Source organism: Dyella halodurans (assembly GCF_026283925.1).
Classification (GTDB): Bacteria; Pseudomonadota; Gammaproteobacteria; order Xanthomonadales; family Rhodanobacteraceae; genus Dyella; species Dyella halodurans.
Map to the genome: position 1 here is coordinate 512221 of NZ_JAPDPF010000001.1, position 22344 is coordinate 534564.

15 protein-coding genes are annotated in these 22344 nt (G+C 63.1%); 3 read left to right on the plus strand and 12 right to left on the minus strand.

Annotated features, from left to right (window positions below; genetic code table 11):
- Window positions 1-49 precede the first annotated feature (49 nt).
- Window positions 50-691, minus strand: coding sequence for a Rossmann-fold NAD(P)-binding domain-containing protein (locus tag OUZ49_RS02275; protein ID WP_266148311.1), 642 nt, complete (start codon window positions 689-691; stop codon window positions 50-52).
- A gap of 206 nt (window positions 692-897) precedes the next feature.
- Between OUZ49_RS02275 and OUZ49_RS02280 the strand changes: the two genes are divergently transcribed.
- Both OUZ49_RS02280 and OUZ49_RS02285 read left to right on the plus strand, forming a co-directional pair.
- The gene (locus OUZ49_RS02280) at window positions 898-1551 is read left to right on the plus strand and encodes a rhomboid family intramembrane serine protease (protein WP_266148312.1); all 654 of its coding nucleotides are present in this window, start codon (window positions 898-900) and stop codon (window positions 1549-1551) included.
- 29 nt (window positions 1552-1580) lie between these two features.
- Window positions 1581-2963 (plus strand): amino acid permease, encoded by a 1383-nt coding sequence (locus OUZ49_RS02285; protein ID WP_266148313.1) that lies wholly within the window; start codon window positions 1581-1583, stop codon window positions 2961-2963.
- A gap of 868 nt (window positions 2964-3831) precedes the next feature.
- On the opposite strand, the gene rapA is transcribed toward OUZ49_RS02285, so the two are convergent.
- The 7 genes from rapA to pilV form a co-directional block, all read right to left on the minus strand.
- The gene (gene rapA, locus OUZ49_RS02290) at window positions 3832-6672 is read right to left on the minus strand and encodes an RNA polymerase-associated protein RapA (RefSeq protein WP_266148314.1); all 2841 of its coding nucleotides are present in this window, start codon (window positions 6670-6672) and stop codon (window positions 3832-3834) included.
- A 126-nt stretch (window positions 6673-6798) separates the two neighbouring features.
- Entirely contained in the window at window positions 6799-7401 is a 603-nt protein-coding gene (locus OUZ49_RS02295; protein WP_266148315.1) for a GspH/FimT family pseudopilin, read from the minus strand.
- Window positions 7402-7406: 5 nt separating this feature from the next.
- Entirely contained in the window at window positions 7407-7835 is a 429-nt protein-coding gene (locus OUZ49_RS02300; RefSeq protein WP_266148316.1) for a type IV pilin protein, read from the minus strand.
- The gene (locus tag OUZ49_RS02305; RefSeq protein WP_266148317.1) at window positions 7832-12211 is read right to left on the minus strand and encodes a pilus assembly protein; all 4380 of its coding nucleotides are present in this window, start codon (window positions 12209-12211) and stop codon (window positions 7832-7834) included. The genes OUZ49_RS02300 and OUZ49_RS02305 overlap by 4 nt, the downstream gene beginning before the upstream one ends.
- A 17-nt stretch (window positions 12212-12228) precedes the next feature.
- Window positions 12229-12888 carry a pilus assembly PilX family protein gene (locus tag OUZ49_RS02310; protein ID WP_266148318.1) on the minus strand — a complete coding sequence of 220 codons (660 nt, stop codon included), beginning with the start codon at window positions 12886-12888 and terminating at the stop codon, window positions 12229-12231.
- A 121-nt stretch (window positions 12889-13009) separates the two neighbouring features.
- Window positions 13010-14362, minus strand: coding sequence for a PilW family protein (locus OUZ49_RS02315; RefSeq protein WP_266148319.1), 1353 nt, complete (start codon window positions 14360-14362; stop codon window positions 13010-13012).
- On the minus strand, window positions 14359-14886 hold the full coding sequence (gene pilV, locus OUZ49_RS02320; protein WP_266148320.1) for a type IV pilus modification protein PilV: 528 nt from the start codon (window positions 14884-14886) through the stop codon (window positions 14359-14361). The genes OUZ49_RS02315 and pilV overlap by 4 nt, the downstream gene beginning before the upstream one ends.
- Window positions 14887-15289: 403 nt before the next feature.
- Between pilV and panE the strand changes: the two genes are divergently transcribed.
- A complete protein-coding gene (panE, locus tag OUZ49_RS02325) occupies window positions 15290-16222 on the plus strand; it encodes a 2-dehydropantoate 2-reductase (RefSeq protein ID WP_266148321.1) in 933 nt (310 codons plus the stop codon).
- Window positions 16223-16494: 272 nt separating this feature from the next.
- On the opposite strand, the gene OUZ49_RS02330 is transcribed toward panE, so the two are convergent.
- The 4 genes from OUZ49_RS02330 to OUZ49_RS02345 all read right to left on the minus strand — a co-directional run bounded on the left by OUZ49_RS02330 (window position 16495) and on the right by OUZ49_RS02345 (window position 22160).
- Window positions 16495-18630, minus strand: a complete 2136-nt coding sequence (locus OUZ49_RS02330; RefSeq protein WP_266148322.1) for a M13 family metallopeptidase — start codon at window positions 18628-18630, stop codon at window positions 16495-16497.
- A 683-nt stretch (window positions 18631-19313) separates the two neighbouring features.
- Window positions 19314-19649: a hypothetical protein gene (locus OUZ49_RS02335; RefSeq protein WP_266148323.1), complete on the minus strand. Its 336-nt coding sequence runs from the start codon at window positions 19647-19649 to the stop codon at window positions 19314-19316.
- Between the two features lie 330 nt (window positions 19650-19979).
- Window positions 19980-20657 (minus strand): DUF502 domain-containing protein, encoded by a 678-nt coding sequence (locus tag OUZ49_RS02340; protein WP_266148324.1) that lies wholly within the window; start codon window positions 20655-20657, stop codon window positions 19980-19982.
- 180 nt (window positions 20658-20837) lie between these two features.
- Entirely contained in the window at window positions 20838-22160 is a 1323-nt protein-coding gene (locus OUZ49_RS02345) for a cytochrome-c peroxidase (protein ID WP_266148635.1), read from the minus strand.
- Between the last annotated feature and the right edge of the window lie 184 nt (window positions 22161-22344).

Here is a 22344-nt window from a genome sequence, read left to right on the forward strand (position 1 = left end):
CTTACAGGCGGCCTTTTTTTATACGCGCAACAACGGGGTTGCCTAGGCCCTAGCGGCCGAGCTCGCGCAGTTCGTCCGATTCGACGATGCGCACACCGTTGCCGGGCGTGCTCGCCAGACGCCATAGCGCGCGGGCCACGGTAGCGGCCTCGATACCGCGCAAGCGCCCCGGCAGTACCCGCGAGAACGGGGAGGCGAGGACTTCACCCAGCCGAAACTCGCGACGCGCTCCCAGCAGCAGTGACGGGCGCACGATGGTCAGGCGGGGCCAGTTCTGTTTCTGCAGGCCGAGCTCGAGTTCACCCTTGGTGCGGTTGTAGAAAATCTTCGAGGAGGGATCGGCGCCCAGCGCGCTGATCGCCAGATAATGGCCTGCGCCCATCGCAAGGCCGTGCCTGCCCAGCGCCAGCGGCCAGTCGTAGTCGACCATGCGGAAGGCCTCGCGCGAGCCGGCCTGGCGAATCGTCGTGCCCAGGCAGCAGAACACGGTATCGATCGGGCCATGCAGCTGGGTGATCAGGTGGCTGACCATGCCAACCTGGTTTTCCAGCTTGGGGTGTGCGGGGAGCGCGTGCCGCGTCGGCGCAAGCACATGGGCAACGCCGGGATCGTCCAACAGCAATGACAGAAGCAGCCGGCCCGTAAGGCCAGTGGCACCCGCAAGCAGAACTTGGCGTGGCGATTCCGTCATGCAGCCATTCTATGGTTGGTCAGGCCTTGGCAGTGGGTGGGTGGAACGTCACTGGGGTGCTTGCCCAGGCAAGCCGGGCCTCACCATCTTGCGACGATCGACCAGCGCCTGTGCAAAGTTTCCGTGTGGTCACCAGCGCTGCCTCCGTGGCGGTGTCGTGCCTGTACGGGTACGCTTGCGTAGTTTGTAGCCTGGAATCACCCCGCATGCCCTTCGATCTTCCCCCCGTTACACGCAACCTGCTGATCGCCAACGTGGCGGTGTTCCTGTTGCAGCAAGTGATGGGCGAGACCCTGCTGGTGCACTTTGCGCTGTGGCCCTGGGGTGCGGACCAGGTAGCCCAGGCCGGCGACGGCAGCATCGTGTCGGTCGGTTTCCGAGTCTGGCAGGTGGTGACCTATGCCTTCATGCACGGCGGCTGGACCCATCTGCTGTTCAACATGTTCGCGCTGTACATGTTTGGCGGGCAGATCGAGCGCCTGTTCGGCACGCGCAACTTCCTCCTGTATTACTTCGTCTGCCTGATCGTGGCGGCGCTGGCCCAGCTCGCGGTGGTGCAGTGGTTCACCGGCGGCTTCTATCCCACCTTGGGTGCGTCCGGTGCCATCTTCGGCCTGCTGCTGGCGTTCGGCATGATGTATCCGCACGAGAAGGTCATGCTGATGTTCCTGCCGATCCCGATGCCTGCGTGGCTGTTCGTTACCGGCTACGCGCTGGTCGAACTGCTGCTGGGCGTGACCGGCACCCAGGCCGGCGTGGCGCACTTCGCCCACCTGGGTGGCATGCTCGGTGGCCTGGTGCTGATCCAGTACTGGCGCGGCAAGCTGCCGATCAAGCCGCAGCGCCGCCTCTGGCGCTGATCGCTCGCCTTACATCTGTTCGGCCACTCATGACGCAGCACCTCCAGCGCCGGCTTACGCCGCGCCATATCACCTTCATGGCGCTTGGCATGGCCATTGGCGCCGGCCTGTTCCTCGGCTCGGCCGATGCCATCACCCTGGCCGGGCCATCGGTCCTGTTCGCTTACCTGTTCGGCGGGGTGATGATCTTCATCATCATGCGTGCGCTGGGCGAGATGACCGTGCACGACCCGGTGGCCGGTTCGTTCAGCGTGTATGCGCAGCGATACCTGGGCTCATTCGCGGGCTATGTCACCGGCTGGAACTATTGGCTGCTGATGGTGGGCGTCGGCATGGCCGAGGCCACCGCGGTTGGCACGTACATGCACGCATGGTTCCCCGACTGGCCGCGCTGGATCTGGGTGTTGGGCAGCGTGCTCACCATTGGTGGCCTGAACCTGCTCACCGTCAGGATTTATGGCGAAATGGAATTCTGGTTCACCCTGATCAAGGTGTTGACCGTGCTGGCGATGATCGCCGGCGGCCTGTCGATGATCTTCCTGGGCTGGGGCAATGGCGGCCAGCCAAAGGGCCTGTCCAACCTGTGGTCGCACGGCGGCTGGTTCCCGCACGGCCTGACCGGCATGGTGCTGGCGCTGCCCGTGGTGGTGTTCTCGTTCGGCGGTGTGGAAACCGTGGGCATTGCAGCGGGCGAAGCCGCGCAGCCTGAACGCACGATCCCGCGCGCGGTGAACTCGGTGCTGTGGCGCATCCTGATCTTCTATGTGGGCGCGTTGTTCGTGATCATGGCGATCTATCCCTGGACGGGCCTCGGCACGCAGGGCAGCCCGTTCGTCACCACCTTCGCCAAGCTTGGCATTCCGCAGGCGGCGGGGCTGATCAACTTCGTGGTCATCACGGCGGCGCTGTCCGGCTTCAACTGCACCACCTTCAGCGGCAGTCGCATGCTCTACAGCCTGGCTGGCAAGGGGCAGGCCCCGGCGGCGCTGGGCAAGGTCAGTGCGCAGGGTGTGCCGCTGCGCGCGATCCTGGCGACGTTGGCGGTGCTCCTGTTCGCCGTGCTGCTGAACTATCTGCTGCCGGCCAAGGTGTTCGGCATCATGATGTCGATCCTGTCGTTCAACACGGTGTGGACGTGGACGATGGTGATGCTGGCGCATTTCAGTTTTCGTCGCCGCCAGGTCGCCGAGGGGGCTCCGCTGGGCGCGTTTCGCTTGCGTGCGTGGCCGATAAGCAGTGTGGTCTGCGTGGCCTTCCTGGGCTTCGTCTTGTTCATGCTTGGCTACAGTCCCGATACTCGCGTGGCTCTTTATGTGGGCGCTGCGTGGATTGCGCTGTTGACCGTGGCCTACGCGCTGTTTGGTGTGAAGCAGCGCATGCGCGTGCGTGAGGCGATGTTGGCGGCGGCTTAAGGTGGCTAGCCGCGCGCTTCGGCTCCTTCTCCCCACCGGGGAGAAGGTTGGGATGAGGGGTGGGTGCTCGCGACACCGCGACAATTGAGCGTGGCCGCAAGGGTGCCGCTTACGCAGCGGGCGTTTCGACTGCCTGCCGACGGCTTGTGCTCCTTCTCCCCTTCGGGGAGAAGGTTGGGATGAGGGGCGGGTGCTCGCGACACGGCGACAACTAAGCGTGGCCGCTAGGGTGCCGCTTACGCAGCGGGCGTTCCGAACCGCTGCCGCGGTCCGGGTCACTTTTCTTTTGCTGGCCCAAAAGAAAAGTAACCCAAAGAAAATGGCCTGAAGAGCTCATAGCATTACGTTGGATGCGAGCCTGACGGGCGTGGCCAGCCGGATAAGTGGCGGCCCATGGCCGCTACACAGCGGCTACACCGCAACGCGCCGAGGCGAAGAGGGCTTAAAGCATGGGTGGTGTCGCGGACCACTGAACATCGGGATACCGCAAGCGTTTCGACCGTCTGCCAGGCCTGCCTTAAGTCCTCACCGCGTTGGCGCGTTGCGGTGTAGCCGCTGTGTAGCGGCCGTGGGCCGCCCGCCATTTGCTCGCCTCGACCTTCCAACGCTTCTATCCAACGGAGTGCTACCAGCTCTAGAGGCCATTTCTTTGGGTTACTTTTCTTTGGGCCAGCAAAGAAAAGTGACTCGGCTGCCGGCAGGCAGTCGAAACGCCCGCTGCGTAAGCGGCAAGCTGGCGATAACGCTCAGTTGTCGCGCTAGGGCGAGTCCCGTCATGCCACCTGAAACTACTTTTGGGTAGTTCCAGGAACAGACGAGCGGGAGCCCTCGCAGCTCCCGCGACGACTCCCGACGAGTCAAAACGGCCTCAGCGCAGCGCCAGGAAATCCGGGCTGACGATAAAACGCACGGCATCCAGTCGCAGTCGCGCTTGCGGTAGCGCCGCCAATACGGCCGTGCGTTCATCGGCCACGGCGGCAATCTCGCTATCGCTGATCGCCGGATTGACCGCGCGCATCGCAAGCAGGCGCGAAAGCTCGGCGTCGAGTGCTTCGGTCGCGTAAGCGAGAGCGTCGCTGACGCTGGCCTGTGCCCGCTCGCTGGCCAGCGACTCGGCCTTTTCCAGCATGGGCGGCACCAGCTTGGTGAGGAACTTGCGGTAACGCGGCACCTCGATGGTGCGGTCGGCGGCCTTGCGCAAGGCGATGTCGCTGGGGCGGAAGTCGGCGCGTTCGGCAAGCCGCGTGTCGACCGTAACGACCACCGGTTGCGTGGGCAGGAAGCGTTCGGCATCGAGCTTGCGATCGGCTACGCATTCCAGCAGGTAGACGGCCTGCAGCAGCGCGCTGCGCGGCGCCAGCCCGTCATCCACCAGGAACGCAGCATTGCCCTGCTCACTGGACAGGGCGAGATCCAGTGCGCCCAACACGATCGGATGATCCAGGCGCAACAGCGGCAGTTCTTCGCGTGCCAGTGCGACTTCACGTGCAAACGTGACCGCCTGGGGGCCCTCGGCGAAGCCGGGCAGGGCGTCGGTGGAAAGGTATTGCGGATCGAGCAGTAGTACCTTGCCGCCCAGCTCTTCGGCATGAATGCCGAAACGTTCCAGCAGGCCCTGGATGAAGGCGTCACGCGTGGGATCGTTGTCTTCGCGGGTGAAGGCCTGCTGCAATTCATCCGCATGAAGGTCGCGACTGGCGGCGAGTTCGAGCAGGTGATCGCGGCCGCTGCGAATCAGCTCGGCCATCTCCTCATGGCTGGCCAGCGTTTCGGCCAGCAGCACATCGAGTTCCTGGTCGCGGTTGTCGTCACCGCGCGCATGCTGGTCGGCCAGTCGCGCCAGCGATTCGCCAAAGCGGCGCAGCAGTTCGCGGCCATCGGCAGGACTGGTGCGGAACGCATCCACACCTTCGTCGTACCAGCGGGCCAGCACATGCTGAGCGCTGTCGGCCACGGCAAGGATATGGATGCTGATATCGTGTTTCTGCCCAATGCGATCCAGGCGGCCGATGCGTTGCTCGAGCAGATCCGGATCCAGCGGCAGATCCCACAGGATCAGCCGATGGGCGAACTGGAAGTTGCGACCTTCGGAGCCGATCTCCGAGCACAGCAGCAGGCGCGCTCCGTCCGGTTGTGCGAAATACGCCGCATTGCGGTCACGCTGCACGATGCCCAGGCCTTCGTGGAAGCGCGCCAGGCCGACGCCACTCTTCGTGCGCAGCGCTTCTTCCAGCGCCGATACCTTGGCCTGGCTGCGGCAGATCAGCAGGAACTTGTCCTGCGGGTGTGCTTCAAGCAAGGAGACCAGCGTGTCGATGCGCGGATCGCTGGTGTAATCGAGCTCGATGGCCGGCGAGGGTTGCTGGATATCGGCATGGAACTCGGCCAGCAAGGCCTGGCGTCCATCATCGCTGAGCGTGTCGCCATCAAGCAGGTGCCAAATCGGCAAGCGCTTGGGGAAACCGCCGATGCTGGCGCGACGGTTGCGGAACATCGCGCGGCCGGTGCCGTGGCGATCGATCAGCGCAGCGAGGATGTCGCGCGCATGCTCGGGCTTGCTGGTGTCGGCGAGCCGTGATTGCAGTGATTCGTCGCCGAGGAAGGCTTCGCGCAGGGTGGCCCGCTGCGCGTCGTCCAACGGCTGGCCATCGAGCAGGCGATCGGCAATCCTCGACAGGTTCTGGAACTTGTCCGACTCGGCCAGATAGACGTCCAGATCGTGATAGCGCTGCGGGTCAAGCAGGCGCAGGCGGGCGAAATGGCCGCTGCGGCCGAGCTGTTCCGGCGTGGCGGTCAGCAGGATCACGCCGGGCGTGGCCGCGGCGAGTTGGTCCACCAGGGTGTAACGCGGGCTGGCGGCCTCGGGCGTCCACGACAGATGGTGCGCTTCGTCGACCACCAACAGATCCCAGGACGCATCGCGCAGTTGCTGGGCGCGCTTGGGCGATTGTTCGAGGAAGGTGAAGTCGGCAATGACCAACTGCTCGTCTTCGAACGGATTGCGGCTGCCGTCCGACTGTTCCAGCGCTTCGCAGCGCTCTTCGTCGTAGATGGCAAAGCTGAGGTTAAAGCGGCGCAGCAATTCCACGAACCACTGGTAGACCAGCGTGTCCGGCAGCAGCACCAGCACGCGCTCGGCGCGCCCGGTGGCCAGCTGGCGAGCAATGATCATGCCCGCTTCGATGGTCTTGCCCAGGCCCACTTCATCGGCCAGCAGCACGCGGGGAGGGCGGCGCGCCGAGGCAATGCCGGCCACGCGCAGCTGGTGCGGCACCAGGCCGATACGGGCTGCGCCCAGGCCCCAGGCCGGTGAACGACGGGCATTGGCGCGACGCTTCAGGCCTTCCAGGCGTAGTTCAAAATGTGAAACGGGATCGGTGCGGCCACCGATCAGGCGGTCATCGGCCTGGCTGACGCTTTGTTCATCGTCGAGCTGGCCTTCTTCCAGCTCGCGGCCTTCACCACGATAGACCAGCAGCTCTTCACGGACCTCCACGCGTTCAACCAGGAAGGCAATGCCCTTGCCAGCCACGCGCTGACCGGGGCGAAACTCCGCGCGCACCAGTGGCGCCGAGTCGACTGCATAAGGGCGCAGCACGCCCGCCTTGGCGAACAGCACCTGCACCCCACGTCCTTCGACGCGCAGCACGGTGCCGAGGCCGAGCTCTGGCTCGGCGGTGGAAATCCATCGTTGACCGGGTACGAACATCAGGGGGACCACAAGCAGCTAGGACCGCCGATTATCCGCCCAGTGGTTGTGGATGCCTAGAGAAAATGGCCTCGATGACGCGCGATGGCTTGCCGACTCGGGTTCTCGACCCGGGCCGGCATCGTGTTACGGCGTGCAGGCCGCCCCTACCGCCCAAGGCTGCGTGCTGGTGCTTCCCGAGGTGCTGAGGTCGAGTTCGATGCCCTGAACGGTCGCCGTGCTGGTGCCGGTACCTGTGCCGTTGTCGCGATAGCAGGTGACGAATTTCAGTGCAGTGGCAGTCTTGGTGGGCAGTTGCTGGCCCTGCGCATCGAAACTGACGACGTCGTTGTTCGCCGTGTAGTTCGACTGCATCGAGACACCCTGGCGGGCCTGGGTGTAGCGCAGCAGAAGGTTGGTGGCCGATGCGCCACTGAAGGCGGTATTGGCTACCGCGCTACCGGGCGTGTAGGTGTAGACCATCCAACCAGTGTCGTACGTCTTCGTCGCCTGGCAAGTCTGGCCATCCGTGCTTGGGCAGACGGACACGACCAGGCCTCGACTCGCTGCCTCGGTTCTGGCGTAGCTCAGATCGGCCAGCAAGGCGTTACTGCTCGAGGCGACCTGGTTGCGGCGGATCGAGTCGCGAAAGGCCGGCACGGCGAAGACCGCCAGTATCGCCATGATGGCGAGCGTGACCATCAGCTCGATCAGGGTGACGCCTTTGGCATGTGACGATATCCGCTTCATGGCGATCACCAGCAGTTGCCGTTGGCCGTGGTGCCGGTCATCGACTTCAGGCCGGCGTTATTGATCGTCAACGTCAGGCAGGCGTCTTTGCTCTGCGAAGTCTGCGGCACCGCCTCCACCGTGAATGCCTGGGTAGATGTGGATGCGCTTGCGGGGATGTCGGCGATGTAGAAACCATTCTGCGACGTGGTGTTCTGGAAGCCGATCTTGGTCAAGGTGTCGTATTGGTTATGCGTGGCGTAGTAACGCTCCTCGGCGATCGCGATGCTTTGCAGCAGCTGCTGGCCTTCTGTGCGCCGGGCCCGAAACGAATAGCGCTGGTACGCCGGGATGGCGATGGAGGCCAGCACCGCAATGATGGCCACCACGATCAGTAGTTCGATCAGGGAGAAGCCCCGCGATTGCTTCAACGAGTTCCAGTTACGTGGCTTCATGGATTGATCTCCGACCAGGAACGGCGGCGCCAGATGGATGTGGTGAATTGGAGTGGTTGGCTCGCATTGGGATTGAGGTTGTTGGTAATCGTCATGCCGGGCAGCAAGCCCTTGCCACCGCCGACCGTGGTGGTGACGGGGACCGTACCGGAGGTGCGCACGTTGTTGACACGGGCGCCGATGTAGGCAATGCCACCCACGGAGGCGACCGCGGAGCCGGCCGAACCTGTCGTGGCATTCACCAGCATCACGGCACCGAGTACGGCAGGACTGCAGGGATCGGAACTGCTCGGAATCAAGGTGCTGATCACCGCCGTGTTGGTGTTGAAGATGGCGCCTGGCGTCACCACCACACGTTCACCGGCGTCGGTCTGGGTCGTGCCGCTCATGGTTTTCAGGTCGAAGTACCAGCCGCCCTGGCTGGCGCTCACGCTATTGTTGGTAAGGCTGCGATAGGTGGCACCGTAGTTCGGGTCGGCGGTGTTGGTGATGGTGGTTTCGGATAGGGTCTGCGCCTGCAACATCGCAGGCGTGATGGTGATGGACGCGCCGCCGGAATCTACCTCGTCACGGATGCCATACATGGTTTGCAGCGTGGTGCTGGAGTTGTCGCCGGCGCCCAGGTATTTGCCGGTGCCGAACAACACGATGAATCGGTTGGTCGTCGGATCAGGGAACAGGCGAGGCATCACGGTAATGGGCTGGGCGCCCTGGGTCGCAGGCTGGAAGGCCAGGGTGACCTTCCACTGGGAGGGCGTGGTACTGGTCAGGTCATAGCGCCAAAGATTGCCGGCTAGGTCACCGGCAAAGGCCACGTCATCGATCTGATCGTTGTTGTAGTCGCCGAGCACGGGCGAGGACAGGCCATAGCTGCTCACACCGGTGATGTCGGTGCGCGTCTTCAGCTCCTGGATGAGTGCGCCGGTCTCCGCATCCAGCACGAACAGCGAGCTATAGCCATTGGCTGCAGCGGCAATGTTCGTGCAGTTGGCAGGCTTGTCGTTCTGGCTGCAGTCTGGGAAGTAGCCGCCAGGTACCAGTACCACCCACTTGCCAGTGGCAAGGCGGCCGATATTGGGCTGGCCGTAGGTGTAGCCAAGATTGGCAGGGTTGCCGGCCGTCGTGGAGGGCTGGTCAGCGTCGAATTCCCACAGCACCGTGCTGGCGGCCGTCCCTTCCGTCACCGAGGTCGGATTGGTGATGTCCAGTGCGTAGACACCGCGTCCACCCAGGCGCAAGCCACCGACCAGGATGGTGTGCCACTTGTTGTCCGAGAAGAACACGTCGCGCGTGACGGGCGTGCTGTTCACGGTGGGGGCAAACGTGAAACTGCTCTTGCTGGTCAGATTGCCCAGGTTGCCGTAGACCGCACGCGGCACATAGGCCCAGCGCTCCTGTCCGGCCGTGGCGCTCTGGGCCGGGCCGTAGCTGGCGCAGCCGGTCCCGGAGCTGGGCGGGTTGCATATCAGTGAGGCGTCGAACGCGTGCAACATGCCGTCATTGGCCGCCACGTATAGCGTGCCGGCCCGGTTGATATTGTTGCTGACGAACGTGTCATAGGACTGGGCCGTACTGGCGGCTTCCGGCGCGCCAGCTGGCCAGTTGTTGTTGTAGCCGCTGGCGGGATAGCTGACGTAGATCGGCTGCGCATCGATGATGGCGCCAAGAAGGCTGTTGCGCGTGCGCATGACACCATTGGTCTCCTCGGTGCGGTCGCCGCGCAGATAGTTCACCCGGGTGGCCAGGGTATCATTGGTACTGTCGTTGGAGGCGGGCGTAGTGAGCCCACTGATCTCACTGGCATCGAACGCGGACGTGCTCTCGAACGGCATGCCCGTGATGGTACCCGTGCTGCTCATATTGGCAGTGAGAATTTTGCGGCTCGCAGGCGGCGTGGTGGTGCCATTCGACAACGTCACACCGGCGTCCCACTTGACTGCACCGGTCGTGCCGTCGGTGTTCAAAGTCAGCGCCTGCAACACACCGCTCCAGTCGATGGAGCTATAGCCGGTGTTATAGGTCACGGCACCCAGCGTGAGCACCGTTGCATTGACCGCGCTGACCGTCGGTTGCGCTGAACGGGCCGCAATATTGGTAAGGATGCTGGTCAGCTGAGTGATCAGCAGCTGCGGATTGCGGGCGTTGAAGAACTGGCCGCGGCCGGCGAGCGCCGCATGCCACGTGTCGTCAACGTTTGCGGCGATACCGCCGCCCTGGCCGTTGGGAGCAGGCCAGCCCACGGCGCCGGACGAGTTCGTGGCACCCGTGCGCAGCAAGCAGGCGTCACTCGTGTCGGGTGCTGTGTTCGTGCAGTCCGTATCGGTGGAGAAGTTGAGCTGGCCGTTAACGCCGAGGCCGACCAGGTATTCGGACATATGCGGCCAGGTGGCCGGATCGTTCTTCGGATTGAAGTAGATCTCGTTGTTCAGCTGCGTGGTCGGTACCGACGAGGCGGTAGTCGTGGTCGACGTCACAACGCCCTTGGTCAGGTCGGGCAGGTAGGCCGGCACGATCATGTTGCTCGCCGCGGCATAAAGATCGGGGCGCAGATTCGTCGCCCAATAGTGGAAGGCGATGTCGGACAGAGACGCGTAACCAGACTTACCTGCGTCGTCCACCGGGTTGAAGATTGACGTGACGCCGGCGGTGGTGGGATCAGGGAACGCCGTGCCATCCGGCAAGGTGAGAGTGCTTGCCGGCAAGGTCAGCCCTGTTGTTTGCGGACCATCGCCGTTGCTGGCAGAGTCACCGTTCCACAAACCGTCGGTCACCAGCATATGGAAGTTCTGGCGGCAGTAGAGTTCGTTGCCGGTGGTGGCCCCGTTTGCCGGTGGCTCCCAATAAGGATCCAACAGATTGCCGGTGGCCCCGGTGTTGTTTGCTCCACGCATAAAGAACGTGCCGGCGCGGTTCACAGCGCTGCGCGTGGGCGTGCCACTGCCGGCGGGTACCTGGAATAGCCAGTTGAAGAAGGCGCTGCGATAACAGCTTGGCGGCGTCGCGGTCGTGGCTGGAGTTTGGGCCTTGCTAGGGTCCTTGCTGGGATCGCTTGCGACCAGCGTGGCGCAGGTCGACGCATCGAGCAGTTCACTGATGATCGCGGTACTGGGTAGTAGGTAAGTACCGTTGTTGAGGTTCTGCCAGGCCATACGGATATTGCTGCCAAATCCGCCACTCTGGGTCGTCGCGCCAAGCTGGCCAAATACCAGGGAGAGCGAGGTACGTGCCATCTGATTGCGTGTGCGGTAATAGGCATACCAGTTGGCAAAGTTCTGGTATTGGCTGCTGGGTACGGGCACGGCCTCCCAGTTGCTGGCGTTATACAGCACCGTGGCGTCGGGTACACCGTATTGGTCGACATTGACGGTGACACCAGTCTTCAGCCGGTAGTAGTACGGTCCCCAGTTGGGATAGGTGGCCGTGGTGCCGTCGCTGAGCGTATGCGATGCCCCGTCCATCGGGCTCGCGCCCGTGTACATGTCACCACCGCCGCCACCCGCTGCGGAGCCGGTGCCGCATTGCCAGCGGTTGTCTGTGGTGGACGTGGACCAGCTGTAGTAGCTGGCGGCAGTGCTCGCTGTGCTCGAATTCGTCGTGCAGGTCTGGCCACTGGGGCAGGTGGTTCCCCAGTTCAAACGACCATTGGCAGTCCAGGTATAGAACGTATAGGTCGTTTTTCCCTTTGACGTCTTCGCGCTCGACGTATTGGTTGTGCACGAACCGGCATCGGCGCTGCTGGGACATGCGCTGAAGCTGGCGGAGTAAACCGTCGGAATGCTGGCCACCACGCCGGTAAAGTCGGTACGCGCCCCTAGGCTTGGCAGGTCGAGGTCTGGATTATTGTTATAGGCGGCCGCCACGGCGGCGGCCGCGCCCAGCGGGCGATTGATCACGATGCCATCAACCCAGACTGCTTTCAGGCTTTTGTCAGCAACGGGGAACGATGTGCCGTCGGTATACATCGGCGGGCTGTAGGTGATGTTGGGGTTGTAATACACGCCGTTCATGGTGAGACCGCGAACTGCAGCATCGCTGCCGGTCAAGTGATCGGCATCGATCAGGCCCGCACAGCGCCAAGGGCCGCCGCTCCAGTCCCAGCCCGAATTGAGCAGGCCGCCGCTGTTATTGGTGGTGTAGGGCGGTGCGTCATTGAGGCGGTTCGACTGCATCGATCCCGAGTCGTCGAACGTCATGACGATATTCGGCGCGACGGCCTGCGTTTGATTCGGTGGCGTCGGGCTCAGCTCCGTCGTGCCGAGCGACGTGCTTGCTGCCTGGGCTACGGGCGTAAACGGCGCGGCGAAGCCACTGAGGAGTGTCAGCAGCACGGCTGAAATGCCGAGGCGCAGGCGCTGGGAAGAAAGGCGAGTCGACATGGTCTGGATGCTCCGGCTCAATTGTTTGCCTGGGCGTCAAAAGTGCTTTGCACCACTCGCACGGCGTTGGGATTGCCACCCGTGGCTCGCGCGGTGATACGGAAGACATGCGTATTGAGCTGGCCGGGACCGCCGTTGTTGGGGCCGGTATCGCCCGATTCCCTCGCGGTGCCGCCGCCTGGCGGCAGCTCCGGTCCCATGTCCTCGATGATGTACATCGGGTTGTTGGACAGTTGAGCGGTGAGCAGGCTGCTGGCGGTGTAGTCGATCGAACCACCCGGGCCCATGTAGGTGTGGCCAATGGTGGGGATCCATCCCTGGCTGGTGCGGAAGGTGGTGACGGAGCCGCCCGTGCCATACGGCGGGTTACTCGGGTTGTAGACGACGCAGCCGTCGTCACTCGAGATGACGCCGTTAAGACAGTCGAGATGGCCGCCGACATTGCTGGTGCTGGTCCAGAGCTTCCACTCTGCGCCGCGCAGTGCCGTTTCTGCACTCATCTGCGCCTGTTGGGCATTACGCAGACTGCCGGCCATGCGTTCCTGCAGCAGTGAGCGACCGGATGCCCCGATGGCCAGGATGGTCAGCAGCAGCATGAAGATGAGCGCCACGATAAGCACGGCACCACGTTGGCCGCGACGTGATGGCTGGTCTTTCGGTGATCGTGACTGCTTCATGGTGAACTCCGCTCTGCTCGATCCAGTGTGGCGCTGCCGTAAGTCAGAAGGGCCCGCCCGACATGGATCGGTAGGTAAAAATCAAGTCTCCGCGTGAACTGGCGCGCACGTGGAGGCGTGGTCATGGGTTGAAGTTGCGCAGTGAGATCAGCGCGGTGAATTCGCGACGCAGCAGTGGGTTGACAAAGTTCTGCTGGGCCGGGGTCACCTTGCGTCCGGCGGCACCCGGCGCTGCCGGCGTCGTGATGCCATCAGTCTGGTAGGTGTACTGCTGCTCATCCGCGGACAGCGTGTAAAGCGGCACCTGACCATTCATCAGCAAGTCCACCTCAATGCTCTTGACCGCACGCCACAAGCAACCCCGGTCGGCGGGGTCGAGCGGAGCGGGCAGCATCGGGACGCAGCCGGTGGTCGCGACGGTGCTTGCATCCACCGTCGCTGCGCTGAGAAATTGCGTGGTGCCGTCGGGGTATTCCACGCCGTATTTGAAGTCGAGGCGTTCGATGCCGCGCACCACTTCGGCGGGTTGATTGGCCGGGTTGTTGCTGTTGACGGAACGCATCAGCGCGCCGGTGGTGGTGCCGTCATGGTTGTCCACCACTTGGAGGTAATAAGTGACCGTTTGAAAGTCCGTATTGAGATCGAACAGCATGGGGGCGGCCATGCCTTGCTGCCCCAGGATCTGGGAGAAGTTGGAAGCAAGCGGAGTGAGCGTTGCTGAACCCTGTCCCGAGACGCCAAAAATCTGCCCCGCTGAACAATTGGCCACCAGCATCAAGTCGTTTGCGTGAATGTTGGTGATCGCAGGTTCGCTGCCAGTCGGGGCCAAATTGATCTGGGTGATGGCGCCGGCCGCATTGGTCGTCAGGGTGCTGCCGGTGGCGCTGCCGGTCGGGTAGAGGGTCCAGCCAGCACTGGGATTGACATAGCGCATGGTGAGTACGGAGGTGCCCACGACTCGACTGCCCACGCCCACACCTGGTGCTGGAATGGTCGTCGCCGACACGCTCGGTTCCACTGGCGTGCAGGTGCCAGTGGCCGGACAGTCATAGCCGCGCATCGACAGGAACGAAGGTAGCGGATACGCCGTCGCCGTCGGCGACGCCGGATAACTGCCAGTACCCCAGAGGGTGGTGACGTCGCTCATCGCGCTGGTCAGCGTGGTGCCGGGGACGTAGACGGTTGGTGCGCGCAGGCCATCGACGTAGACGCCGCCCGCGCCGAGCGTCGCTGGACCGGCGCTGTTGTTGCAGTACTGCCCGTTCGCGGAAGAAATATCGCTGCTGATGCGCGTGATCGCATAGCGACCTTGTTCCTGCAGGCGCGCCAGCTGGGTCTGCACGCGGTTGCTGCTGGAGGTGGAGATGAAGATGGAAACGATGCCGGCGGCGACGAGCAGGCCGAGCACCATGGCGATCATGAGCTCGATCAGGGAGAAGCCGCCTTGGTGACGGGAGCGCCTTTGCAAAGTCATGGCTGGAACTCCCAGACAAACTGTTGAGTTATGGCCGAGCTATCGGTGCCGACGGTGTCGCCTGTCTGGCGCTCGCTCCAGGTAATCGTCATGGTGCAGTTGCCGCCATAGGGAGGGCGCATCGAGACCTGGTTGGCCGAGGGGGTGTAGGTGATCCCGGTCTGCGAGCAGGCGATCGTTGCGCCTGGCTTAGGCAGGAACGCTGCCAGCTGGCTGTTCCATGCGGCAAGGTCGGCTGTCGCCAGCTGATCCGGCGTGCAACTGGCGGTCTGGCAATTCTGGGTGCCGCTGAATGGAATGGTCTGGTTGTAGCTGCCATCCCATACCGCGGCCGGGTTGGCGCGCATGCGATCGGCCATATTGCCGGCCAGGAAGGCAACCTGGGTGCGCAGGTAGGCGGCCTGATTCGAGCGCGTGGCCATCATCAGCAGGCCAGCCATGCCAATCAGGCTGACGCTGAAGATCAGTACGGCCATCAGCACTTCGATCAGCGAGACGCCTCGCTGACGCGACAAGACTTGCATAGCGTATTCCCCTGTTCCCCGAGCCCTTGATTGAATGATGGCGCCTACGCGTTGCAACTCTCGGTGAGCTGGCGGGGCATAGGCGATCAAGCAATACGAGCGTTGCCACCGGCCGTTCGTGTAACCGATGGATGGCTAAATTCTCGTACTAGAGGCGTCGGATTTCGACTGCCGTCCGTCGGGGAAATGCCGCCTTCCGTCACAACTAGGTGATTGAGTTCAAAGAAAATGGCGCAAATTCTTGCGATGTGTGATGCGTCATTGCCGTGATGCCGGGACACCGGCCACTTCCCTCGCGTTGGAGTCAGGTTTCGGGCTCGTAGAAAGATCTGACAAGCACCGGCCGCTTGATTGGTCAGGCTTGCGCTAGCCTTGGACGCGTGGATTTCAGGAGGACGGCGACATGCGCATTCTGGTGATTGGTGCGGGCGCGACTGGGGGCTATTTCGGTGGCCGGTTGCTTGAGAGCGGGCAGGACGTCACCTTTCTGGTGCGCGCGAAGCGCGCCGAGCAACTGGCCCGGCACGGCCTGGTGATCCGCAGCGGCGTTGGCGACGCGGTGCTGCCGTCACCGCCGTCGCTTCAGGCGGGCGAGTTGCGCGAAACATTCGACTTGATCCTGTTGAGCTGCAAGGCCTATCACTTGCCGCAGGTGATCGAGGACATGGCCCAGGCTGTCGGGCCGCAAAGCATGATCCTGCCCTTGCTCAACGGCATGCGGCACCTCGATCTGCTGGATGCGCGTTTCGGCGCGGATCGCGTGCTGGGCGGGCAGTGCGTCATCGCGGCGACGCTGGATGCGGAAGGAGCGGTGCGGCATCTGAATCAGTCGCATGGCCTCACCTTCGGTGAGCGTGACGGCACACGCTCGGAGCGCGTCGAGCGGGTCGCCCAGAGCATGGCGAATGCGCGATTCGAGCCGCGCCTCAGCACCAGCATTCTGCAGGACATGTGGGACAAGTGGGTGTTCCTGGCGACGCTGGCGGGTATCACGTGTTTGATGCGCGCGCCGGTGGGCGACATTGTGGCTGCGCCAGGTGGATTACAGGCGACGTTGCAGTTGTTGGACGACTGTCGAAGTGTCGCGGCACGCAACGGCCACGCCCCTACCGATGCCGTGCTCGCGCGTGCGCATTCGATGCTTACCGAAAAGGGCTCCGCGCTGAGTGCTTCGATGATGCGTGATCTGGAGCAGGGTGGTCTTATTGAGGCCGACCATGTGGTGGGCGATCTATTGGCGCGTGGGGAAGCATCCGAAGAGGCGTCGCCCATGCTGCGCGTGGCGTATGCGCATTTGAAGGCTTATGAGGCGAGGCGATCGCGGGTGAAGTCCTGAGGCGCCAACTTCCTCTCCCCTTCGGGGCACGCGGAGAGGCGCCATGGATGGCGCCGGCTTTGGGGAGCGAGGAGAGGATTGAGGTGAGGGGTGGGTGCTCGCGGTAGGGTCTCTACAAAGCCCGATTTAGCTGTGGTCCATCGCAAGATTGGCCCCTCACCCCGGCCCTCTCCCCGGAGGGGAGAGGGAGAAAAGAAAAAGGCGCCGCGCTTTCGCGCGACGCCTTTTTGCTTTCGGGAACGGTTACGACAGATGTCGCAGCCGTGCGTTGCTTACCAGATCTTCACCTGCTTGTCGGCAGGGCGGACCATGGCGTCGCCCGGCTTGCACAGGAACGCGGCGGCAAACGCTTCCATGTTCGACGGCGCACCGATGGCGCGCAGCGAGGCCGGTGCGTGCTCATTGGTGTTGATCTGCAGGACGAGCTGCTTGTCGCGGATGTTGCCACGCCACACGCGGGCCCAGTTCAGGAAGAAACGCTGGTCCTGGGTGTAGCCGTCGATCTTCTCGCCAGCTTCCTGCGGGTTCTTCTTCAAGGCCGCCTGCAGCGCGTCATAGGCGGCGTTGAGGCCACCGAGGTCGCCGATGTTCTCGCCCAGGGTCAGCTTGCCGTTGACGTGGATGTCGGGCTTGCCCGGCACCGGCGCATAGGCGTCGAACTGCTGCACCAGTTTGTCGGTACGCGACTTGAACTGCTTGCTGTCAGCCGCGGTCCACCAGTTGAAGTTGTTGCCGTCGCCGTCGAACTGGCTGCCTTGGTCGTCGAAGCCGTGGCTGGCCTCGTGACCGATCACGGCGCCAATGCCGCCGTAATTGATCGCATCGTCGCCGTCGGCATAGAAGAACGGCGGCTGCAGGATCGCGGCCGGGAAGTTGATGGTGTTGTCGGTCGGGTTGTAATACGCGTTGACCGTCTGCGGCGTCATGCCCCACTCGAGGCGGTCGGTCGGCTTGCCGATCTTGGCCAGGTCATACTGGTAGTTGAACTTCGCCGCGGCCATCACGTTGCCGTAGTAGTCGCCCTGCTTGATGTCCAGGCCCGACCAGTCACGCCACTTGTCCGGGTAGCCGATCTTGGGCAGGAACTTATCCCACTTGGCGATCGCCTTGGCCTTGGTCTCGTCGCTCATCCAGTCCAGGTTTTCGATGCGGGCCTTGAGCGCGTTGCGCACGTTGTCGACCAACTCCTTCGAACGCTCCTTGGCTTCCGGCGTGAACACCTTGGCCACGTAGAGCTGGCCCAGTGCTTCGCCCATCGACTCGTTGACGCCGCCGAGCACACGCTTCCAGCGCGGCTTCTGCTCCGGCTGGCCGGCGAGGGTCTTGCCGTAGAAATCGAACTTGTTGTCCTGGAAAGCCTTGCTCAGGTAGGACGAGGAGTCATCGATGGTGTGGAAGCGCAGGTAGGCCTGCCACTGCTCGACCGGCGCACTGGCCAGCAGCTTGTCGAACTCGGCCATGAACTTCGGCTGCGACAGCGAGAAGCCCTTGTCGATGGTCACGCCCTGCGCCTTGAAGAAGTCATCCCAGTTGAAGTGCGGGGTGATCTTGTTGGCTTCCTGGATGCTGACGAAATGGTATTCGTTTGCGGGGTCGCGCAGTTCCACCGGCGACAGCGACGCCTTGGCCAGCTGGGTCTCGAAGGCCAGCACCTGGTCGGCCTGCTTCTTCGCGTCGGCATCGGCCACGCCGGTCAGCGTGAGGGCCTTGGCGATATACGCGACGTAGGCGTCGCGGATGTCCTTGTACTTCGGATCGAGGTAGTAGTCCTTCGTCGGCAGGCCCAGGCCGGCTTCCTGGGTGTAGGCGATCTGCATCTTGGCGTTCTTGAAGTCGGCGCCGGAGCCGAACTGGAACACCTGCATGTCGCCCTGGGTGAAGCTGTTGGTGATGTAGCTGGCGACATCCTTGCCACTCTTGAGGGCAGCGATGGCGTCGAGCTTCGGCTGGATCGGCTCGAAGCCGGCCTTGTCGATGGCCGCTTCATCCATGCCCGAGGCGTACAGGTAGCCGATCTTCTGCTCGATCGAGCCGGCCTTGGCGCTGGCAGCGCCCTTGGCCGCCGCATCGACGATGTCGTGCTGGGTGTTCAGGCTGTCGTCGGCCAGCTTGTCGAACGCGCCCCAGCGGGTGCGGTCGTTCGGAATCGGGTTGGCGGCGACCCACTTGCTGTTGACGAAGTCGTTGAAGTCCTGGCAAGCCTTGGCGTTGTCGCCCAGTTCGCTCACGTCGAACACGCTCTTGGGCGCGGCGGGAGCGGCAGCGGCAACGGCCGTGCTGGCGGTAGCGGGCGCGGTGCTGGCGGCGGCGGGAGCGGCCTGCTCCGCCTGCTCGTGCTTGCCGCAGGCGGTGAGCGACAGGGCCAGGCTCACGGCGAGCGCCATGGGCTTCATATACGGCTTGGTCATAGGATTCCCTCTGGTTGTGCGGTGCCCGCTAGGGCGGTCGACGGTGACAAGAGATCGCCAGGCTCCAGCAACCGGCCAGCGCGCTCATGACCCTTCAGGCTAGGGCGCGAACTGGGGCCTAGACAGTGTCAAAGGTCAGGGGGGCGATCCTCCCCGGGCATGCCCGGGGCGCTGGCGACAGGCGCGGCGCCGCGGCAGGCTGCGGCCAGCCCCGATCCCTGGCTGCGGCGCGTTCTGTGCGCGGGATCACCTGCAAGTTATCGCGGTAAAGCGCCTGTTATAGATCTGTCACCTTGTCCGCCTGTGGTTCGTGGACGCCGCGCTTTAGGGGAAGGTCTGAATAAGCCTTTGTTCGTCATCCCAGCGAATGCTGGGATCCAGTGTCTTTGAAAACTAATGAAGGCGACGGATTCCAGCTTGACCAGCCATTCGGCTGTTGAGAGCCGCTGGAATGACGGGTTAGTCAGACGTTTCTTCGTGCTCATGCGACTGCCGCCCCGTTTTCTCTGCGCGATAGCACGCGCGATTCAGGCAGGAAAATATGCGTAAGGCATGGCGAAACGACAGATAAGCGTTGTCGCCAATCTGTGTAGGTCAAAGCCTATTCGGGAGTAAGCCGTCACCAAGGTGCGGTGCATCGCCGAACCGGCCGATGCACCGCGGGGACGATCACAAGGACCCGCTTACCCGTTCATCGCTTGCTTGTCGCCGAGCTGTTTGGCGTACTGCTCCAGGCACCGGATCGCCAGGGACACTCCCTCCTTGAACAGCGGTGGAAGTGGCCATGTATGGGCTTGGCGCGGCAAACACCTAGCCTTAGCCACGCGATACCGCTCGTCGTCAAACCACAGTTGCGCAAGCGCGTGGTGCGCTTGTGCAACTTCGTCGAGGGTAGCGTGGCGTGGCGAGTGGGCCTGGTGGCTTTGCGCCAGGGGATCGGCGGCGGGCGAGGCGGCGAACGGGTCACCTGAGGAGGAAAAAGACAGGCGTGCGGGTGCCGTATGATCGTGGACAGCCATGATCAACTCTCGGTTAGTTGGTGATGGTTAGCGGGTCGTAGGTGTTCTAGCACCTGCGGCCCGCGCCTCATGACATTGCTGCCATGGTCACTCGCGTTGCCCCATACCAGAGAACGCCGCGAGTGACGCGCCGAAAGTAGCAAAGGCAAACGTTGCCGCCTGTCAGGGATCGCCGTTGCGGCGCATCCGTTCGCGCGACACCGAAAGCGGGTCGCGGCCGCTTCGGCCATGGCGCGAGCTAAAAGAAACTCGGCAACTTCCTCAACAACGGCGACAAGACGCCGACGGGCGACCCGGCTACCAGCGTCAATGGCCGCAACAGCGCACCGTTCATTCGGTGTCCGCGTTGCCGTCGCGTAGCTTGGCGACGGGCGAAGCCGGCAAGGTATCGGGCGCAACCGCGCCACCGGAGATGATGAAGGCCATGGCCTGGTCCATGGTCCAGTCGGTCGGGGTGAGTTCGTCGAGAGCCACCACTTCCAGATAGCCGCCCGTGGGGTTGGGCGTGGTGGGGATATACACCGCGGCCATCTCGCGGCCGGTGCCTTCCTCCACCATCACGCGGGTCACGAAGCCGACCACCTTCATGCCGCGGCGGGGAAAGTCGACCAGCACCACGCGCTGTACGCCCGACGGCTTCTGCTGCAGCACGGCCATCAACTTCTTGGTGCCGCCATAAATCGTCTGCACCAGCGGAATGCGTGCGAGCAGGCCGTCGAAGCCGTCGAGCAGACGCTTGCCGATCATGCGGTTGGCCAGCCAGCCGAGCAGGTACAGCACGGCCAGGGTCAACAGCAGGGCCAGCACCGAGGTGATCCAGCTGCTGTTGAGCGCGGCGGCCGCCTCGGGCGAGGTGGACGAATACGAGGCGAGCAGGGCCGAGACCAGCGGTGCACCGATATCGGCCAGCATGCCCAGCACGAACTTGAACACGACGAAGGTCACCCACAAGGGGATGAAGGTGAGCAGGCCAGTAAACAGATAGCGTTTGAAGCGCAGGCGGGGCATGGGGCGGGTACCGGGGAGGGAAGCCGGCATTGTAGGCGAGACGCTGGTCTTCGTATTCGGCGAACTGGAAAATGCAATTGGCGTTGTCTGACAGCACAAATGCACCCACATCGAAAGCGGCGGTTAGGCCGCCATCCGATGCTAGTAGTACGGCCGCGCCCGGTCACCCAGGATGGGTGTCTAGCCATCGTCCAGCGTGTGGAGGAAGGTGATGATGTCTTGGATATCCTGACTAGTGAGCGGTGGCGGATCGCCAACGTGGCGGTCGAAAGGCGCGTCAGTGGTGTCCACATTGCTTTGATAGGCGGCAGGTACGTCGTTATAGATATCCACCTTGCCGTTGGCGTCGTGCGGGTAAATCTTCGCCGGCGCGACGCTGCGCAAGTTGTAGAAATCCAGCACCTGCTTCAGCGTGTGGTAGGCGCCGTTGTGAAAGAACACCGCGCGCTTGTCCACGTTGCGCAGGGTGGGTGTGAGGAACATGCCGCAGTATTGCGTCTGCTGTGCCAGATCCTTGCGGAAGGGGCCGCAGATGCCAAGATCGTAGTAATGCGGATCCCGGTTGAGCACCAATGTCGCGTTGCGGGGTACGCCCAGTGCTTCGTACTGCGTGTCGGTGAAAAGTGGAGGCAGGCCATCACGACTTGGCTGACTGATATGGCAACCGGCACAATTGCCTTTCTTCGGGTCGTTGAAAACGCGCAGTCCGCGCAGTTCCGCTGGCGTCAGTTGCGCCTGCCCCTGCAACCATGCGTCGTACTTGCTGGTGAACGGATGAAAAGACGGGTCTTCTATCTGGAAGCGGCCGATGGCGAACATGGCCTCGGAAACCAGCTGCTCCGGATCATTGACAATGCCAGGTCCGAACAACTGGGTGAACGATGGGCGATAGCGGCTATTTGCCAGTTTGTGTGCCACTTCATCGATGCTGCTGTTGGCCATTTCCACGGGATTGAGCAGAGGCAAATAAGCCTGCCGCTGCAGCGAATCGGCGCGGCCATCCCAGAACAGACCGCCTTGCGCCACCATGGCAGGTGCGGCAGGCGCCACGCCGGCTTGCTTGGTGGCACGCGAATCACCGCGCACAGATGAGGCGATCGCATTGAGGTCGGGTGCCACGTCGTTGTCGGCTGCATCCGGCCCAATGCTGAAAGGCAGTTGCCGATAGAGATACGCCAGCGAGAGCGGCGGCCGATAGCCGGCCTGGTGCAGATCCTTTCCGCCCTTTTGTACGGTCAGTGCATTGGGCGGGTTGTAGCCGTAGGCGGGGCTATGGCAAGAGGCGCACGATTGCCGTCCGGAGCCCGACAGCATCGGATCGAAGAACAATGATTTGCCCAGTTGAGCAACCGCGCTCAGCGGGTTTGCCTGCGGCAATTTCAGATGGACCGGATGTGGATTAATGCCGCTGTCGTCAGCTGCTTCGCTTTGCGGCCTGGTGGCTTGGTTGAGAAACGCGTAGCTGGTGAGACAGCTGCACGCACAAGCCACGCCAAGCAGCATCTGAAACAAACGAAACGGCTTACGCTGTGCTTGCCTGCGTGATCGAGGGGAATCCGCGGTCAAAGGAATGTCCAAGGCCATAGCGTAATGGAAGGCGGCGCGACTCTAGTAAGTATCCCTGCGCCGCGACATGTCGCGGCGCAGGGATGGGCGTCATTCGCCATGAACTAGGCCGGAATCGGGT

What these genes read in the sequence shown, in the direction of transcription:
- OUZ49_RS02330 (WP_266148322.1), bottom strand. Translation starts at nt 18,630, where the DNA reads ATGACCAAGCCGTATATGAAGCCCATGGCGCTCGCCGTGAGCCTGGCC.
- OUZ49_RS02285 (WP_266148313.1), top strand. Translation starts at nt 1,581, where the DNA reads ATGACGCAGCACCTCCAGCGCCGGCTTACGCCGCGCCATATCACCTTC.
- pilV (WP_266148320.1), bottom strand. Translation starts at nt 14,886, where the DNA reads ATGCAAGTCTTGTCGCGTCAGCGAGGCGTCTCGCTGATCGAAGTGCTG.
- OUZ49_RS02315 (WP_266148319.1), bottom strand. Translation starts at nt 14,362, where the DNA reads ATGACTTTGCAAAGGCGCTCCCGTCACCAAGGCGGCTTCTCCCTGATC.
- rapA (WP_266148314.1), bottom strand. Translation starts at nt 6,672, where the DNA reads ATGTTCGTACCCGGTCAACGATGGATTTCCACCGCCGAGCCAGAGCTC.
- OUZ49_RS02300 (WP_266148316.1), bottom strand. Translation starts at nt 7,835, where the DNA reads ATGAAGCCACGTAACTGGAACTCGTTGAAGCAATCGCGGGGCTTCTCC.
- panE (WP_266148321.1), top strand. Translation starts at nt 15,290, where the DNA reads ATGCGCATTCTGGTGATTGGTGCGGGCGCGACTGGGGGCTATTTCGGT.
- OUZ49_RS02340 (WP_266148324.1), bottom strand. Translation starts at nt 20,657, where the DNA reads ATGCCCCGCCTGCGCTTCAAACGCTATCTGTTTACTGGCCTGCTCACC.
- OUZ49_RS02335 (WP_266148323.1), bottom strand. Translation starts at nt 19,649, where the DNA reads ATGGCTGTCCACGATCATACGGCACCCGCACGCCTGTCTTTTTCCTCC.
- OUZ49_RS02275 (WP_266148311.1), bottom strand. Translation starts at nt 691, where the DNA reads ATGACGGAATCGCCACGCCAAGTTCTGCTTGCGGGTGCCACTGGCCTT.
- OUZ49_RS02310 (WP_266148318.1), bottom strand. Translation starts at nt 12,888, where the DNA reads ATGAAGCAGTCACGATCACCGAAAGACCAGCCATCACGTCGCGGCCAA.
- OUZ49_RS02280 (WP_266148312.1), top strand. Translation starts at nt 898, where the DNA reads ATGCCCTTCGATCTTCCCCCCGTTACACGCAACCTGCTGATCGCCAAC.
- OUZ49_RS02305 (WP_266148317.1), bottom strand. Translation starts at nt 12,211, where the DNA reads ATGTCGACTCGCCTTTCTTCCCAGCGCCTGCGCCTCGGCATTTCAGCC.
- OUZ49_RS02295 (WP_266148315.1), bottom strand. Translation starts at nt 7,401, where the DNA reads ATGAAGCGGATATCGTCACATGCCAAAGGCGTCACCCTGATCGAGCTG.
- OUZ49_RS02345 (WP_266148635.1), bottom strand. Translation starts at nt 22,160, where the DNA reads ATGCTGCTTGGCGTGGCTTGTGCGTGCAGCTGTCTCACCAGCTACGCG.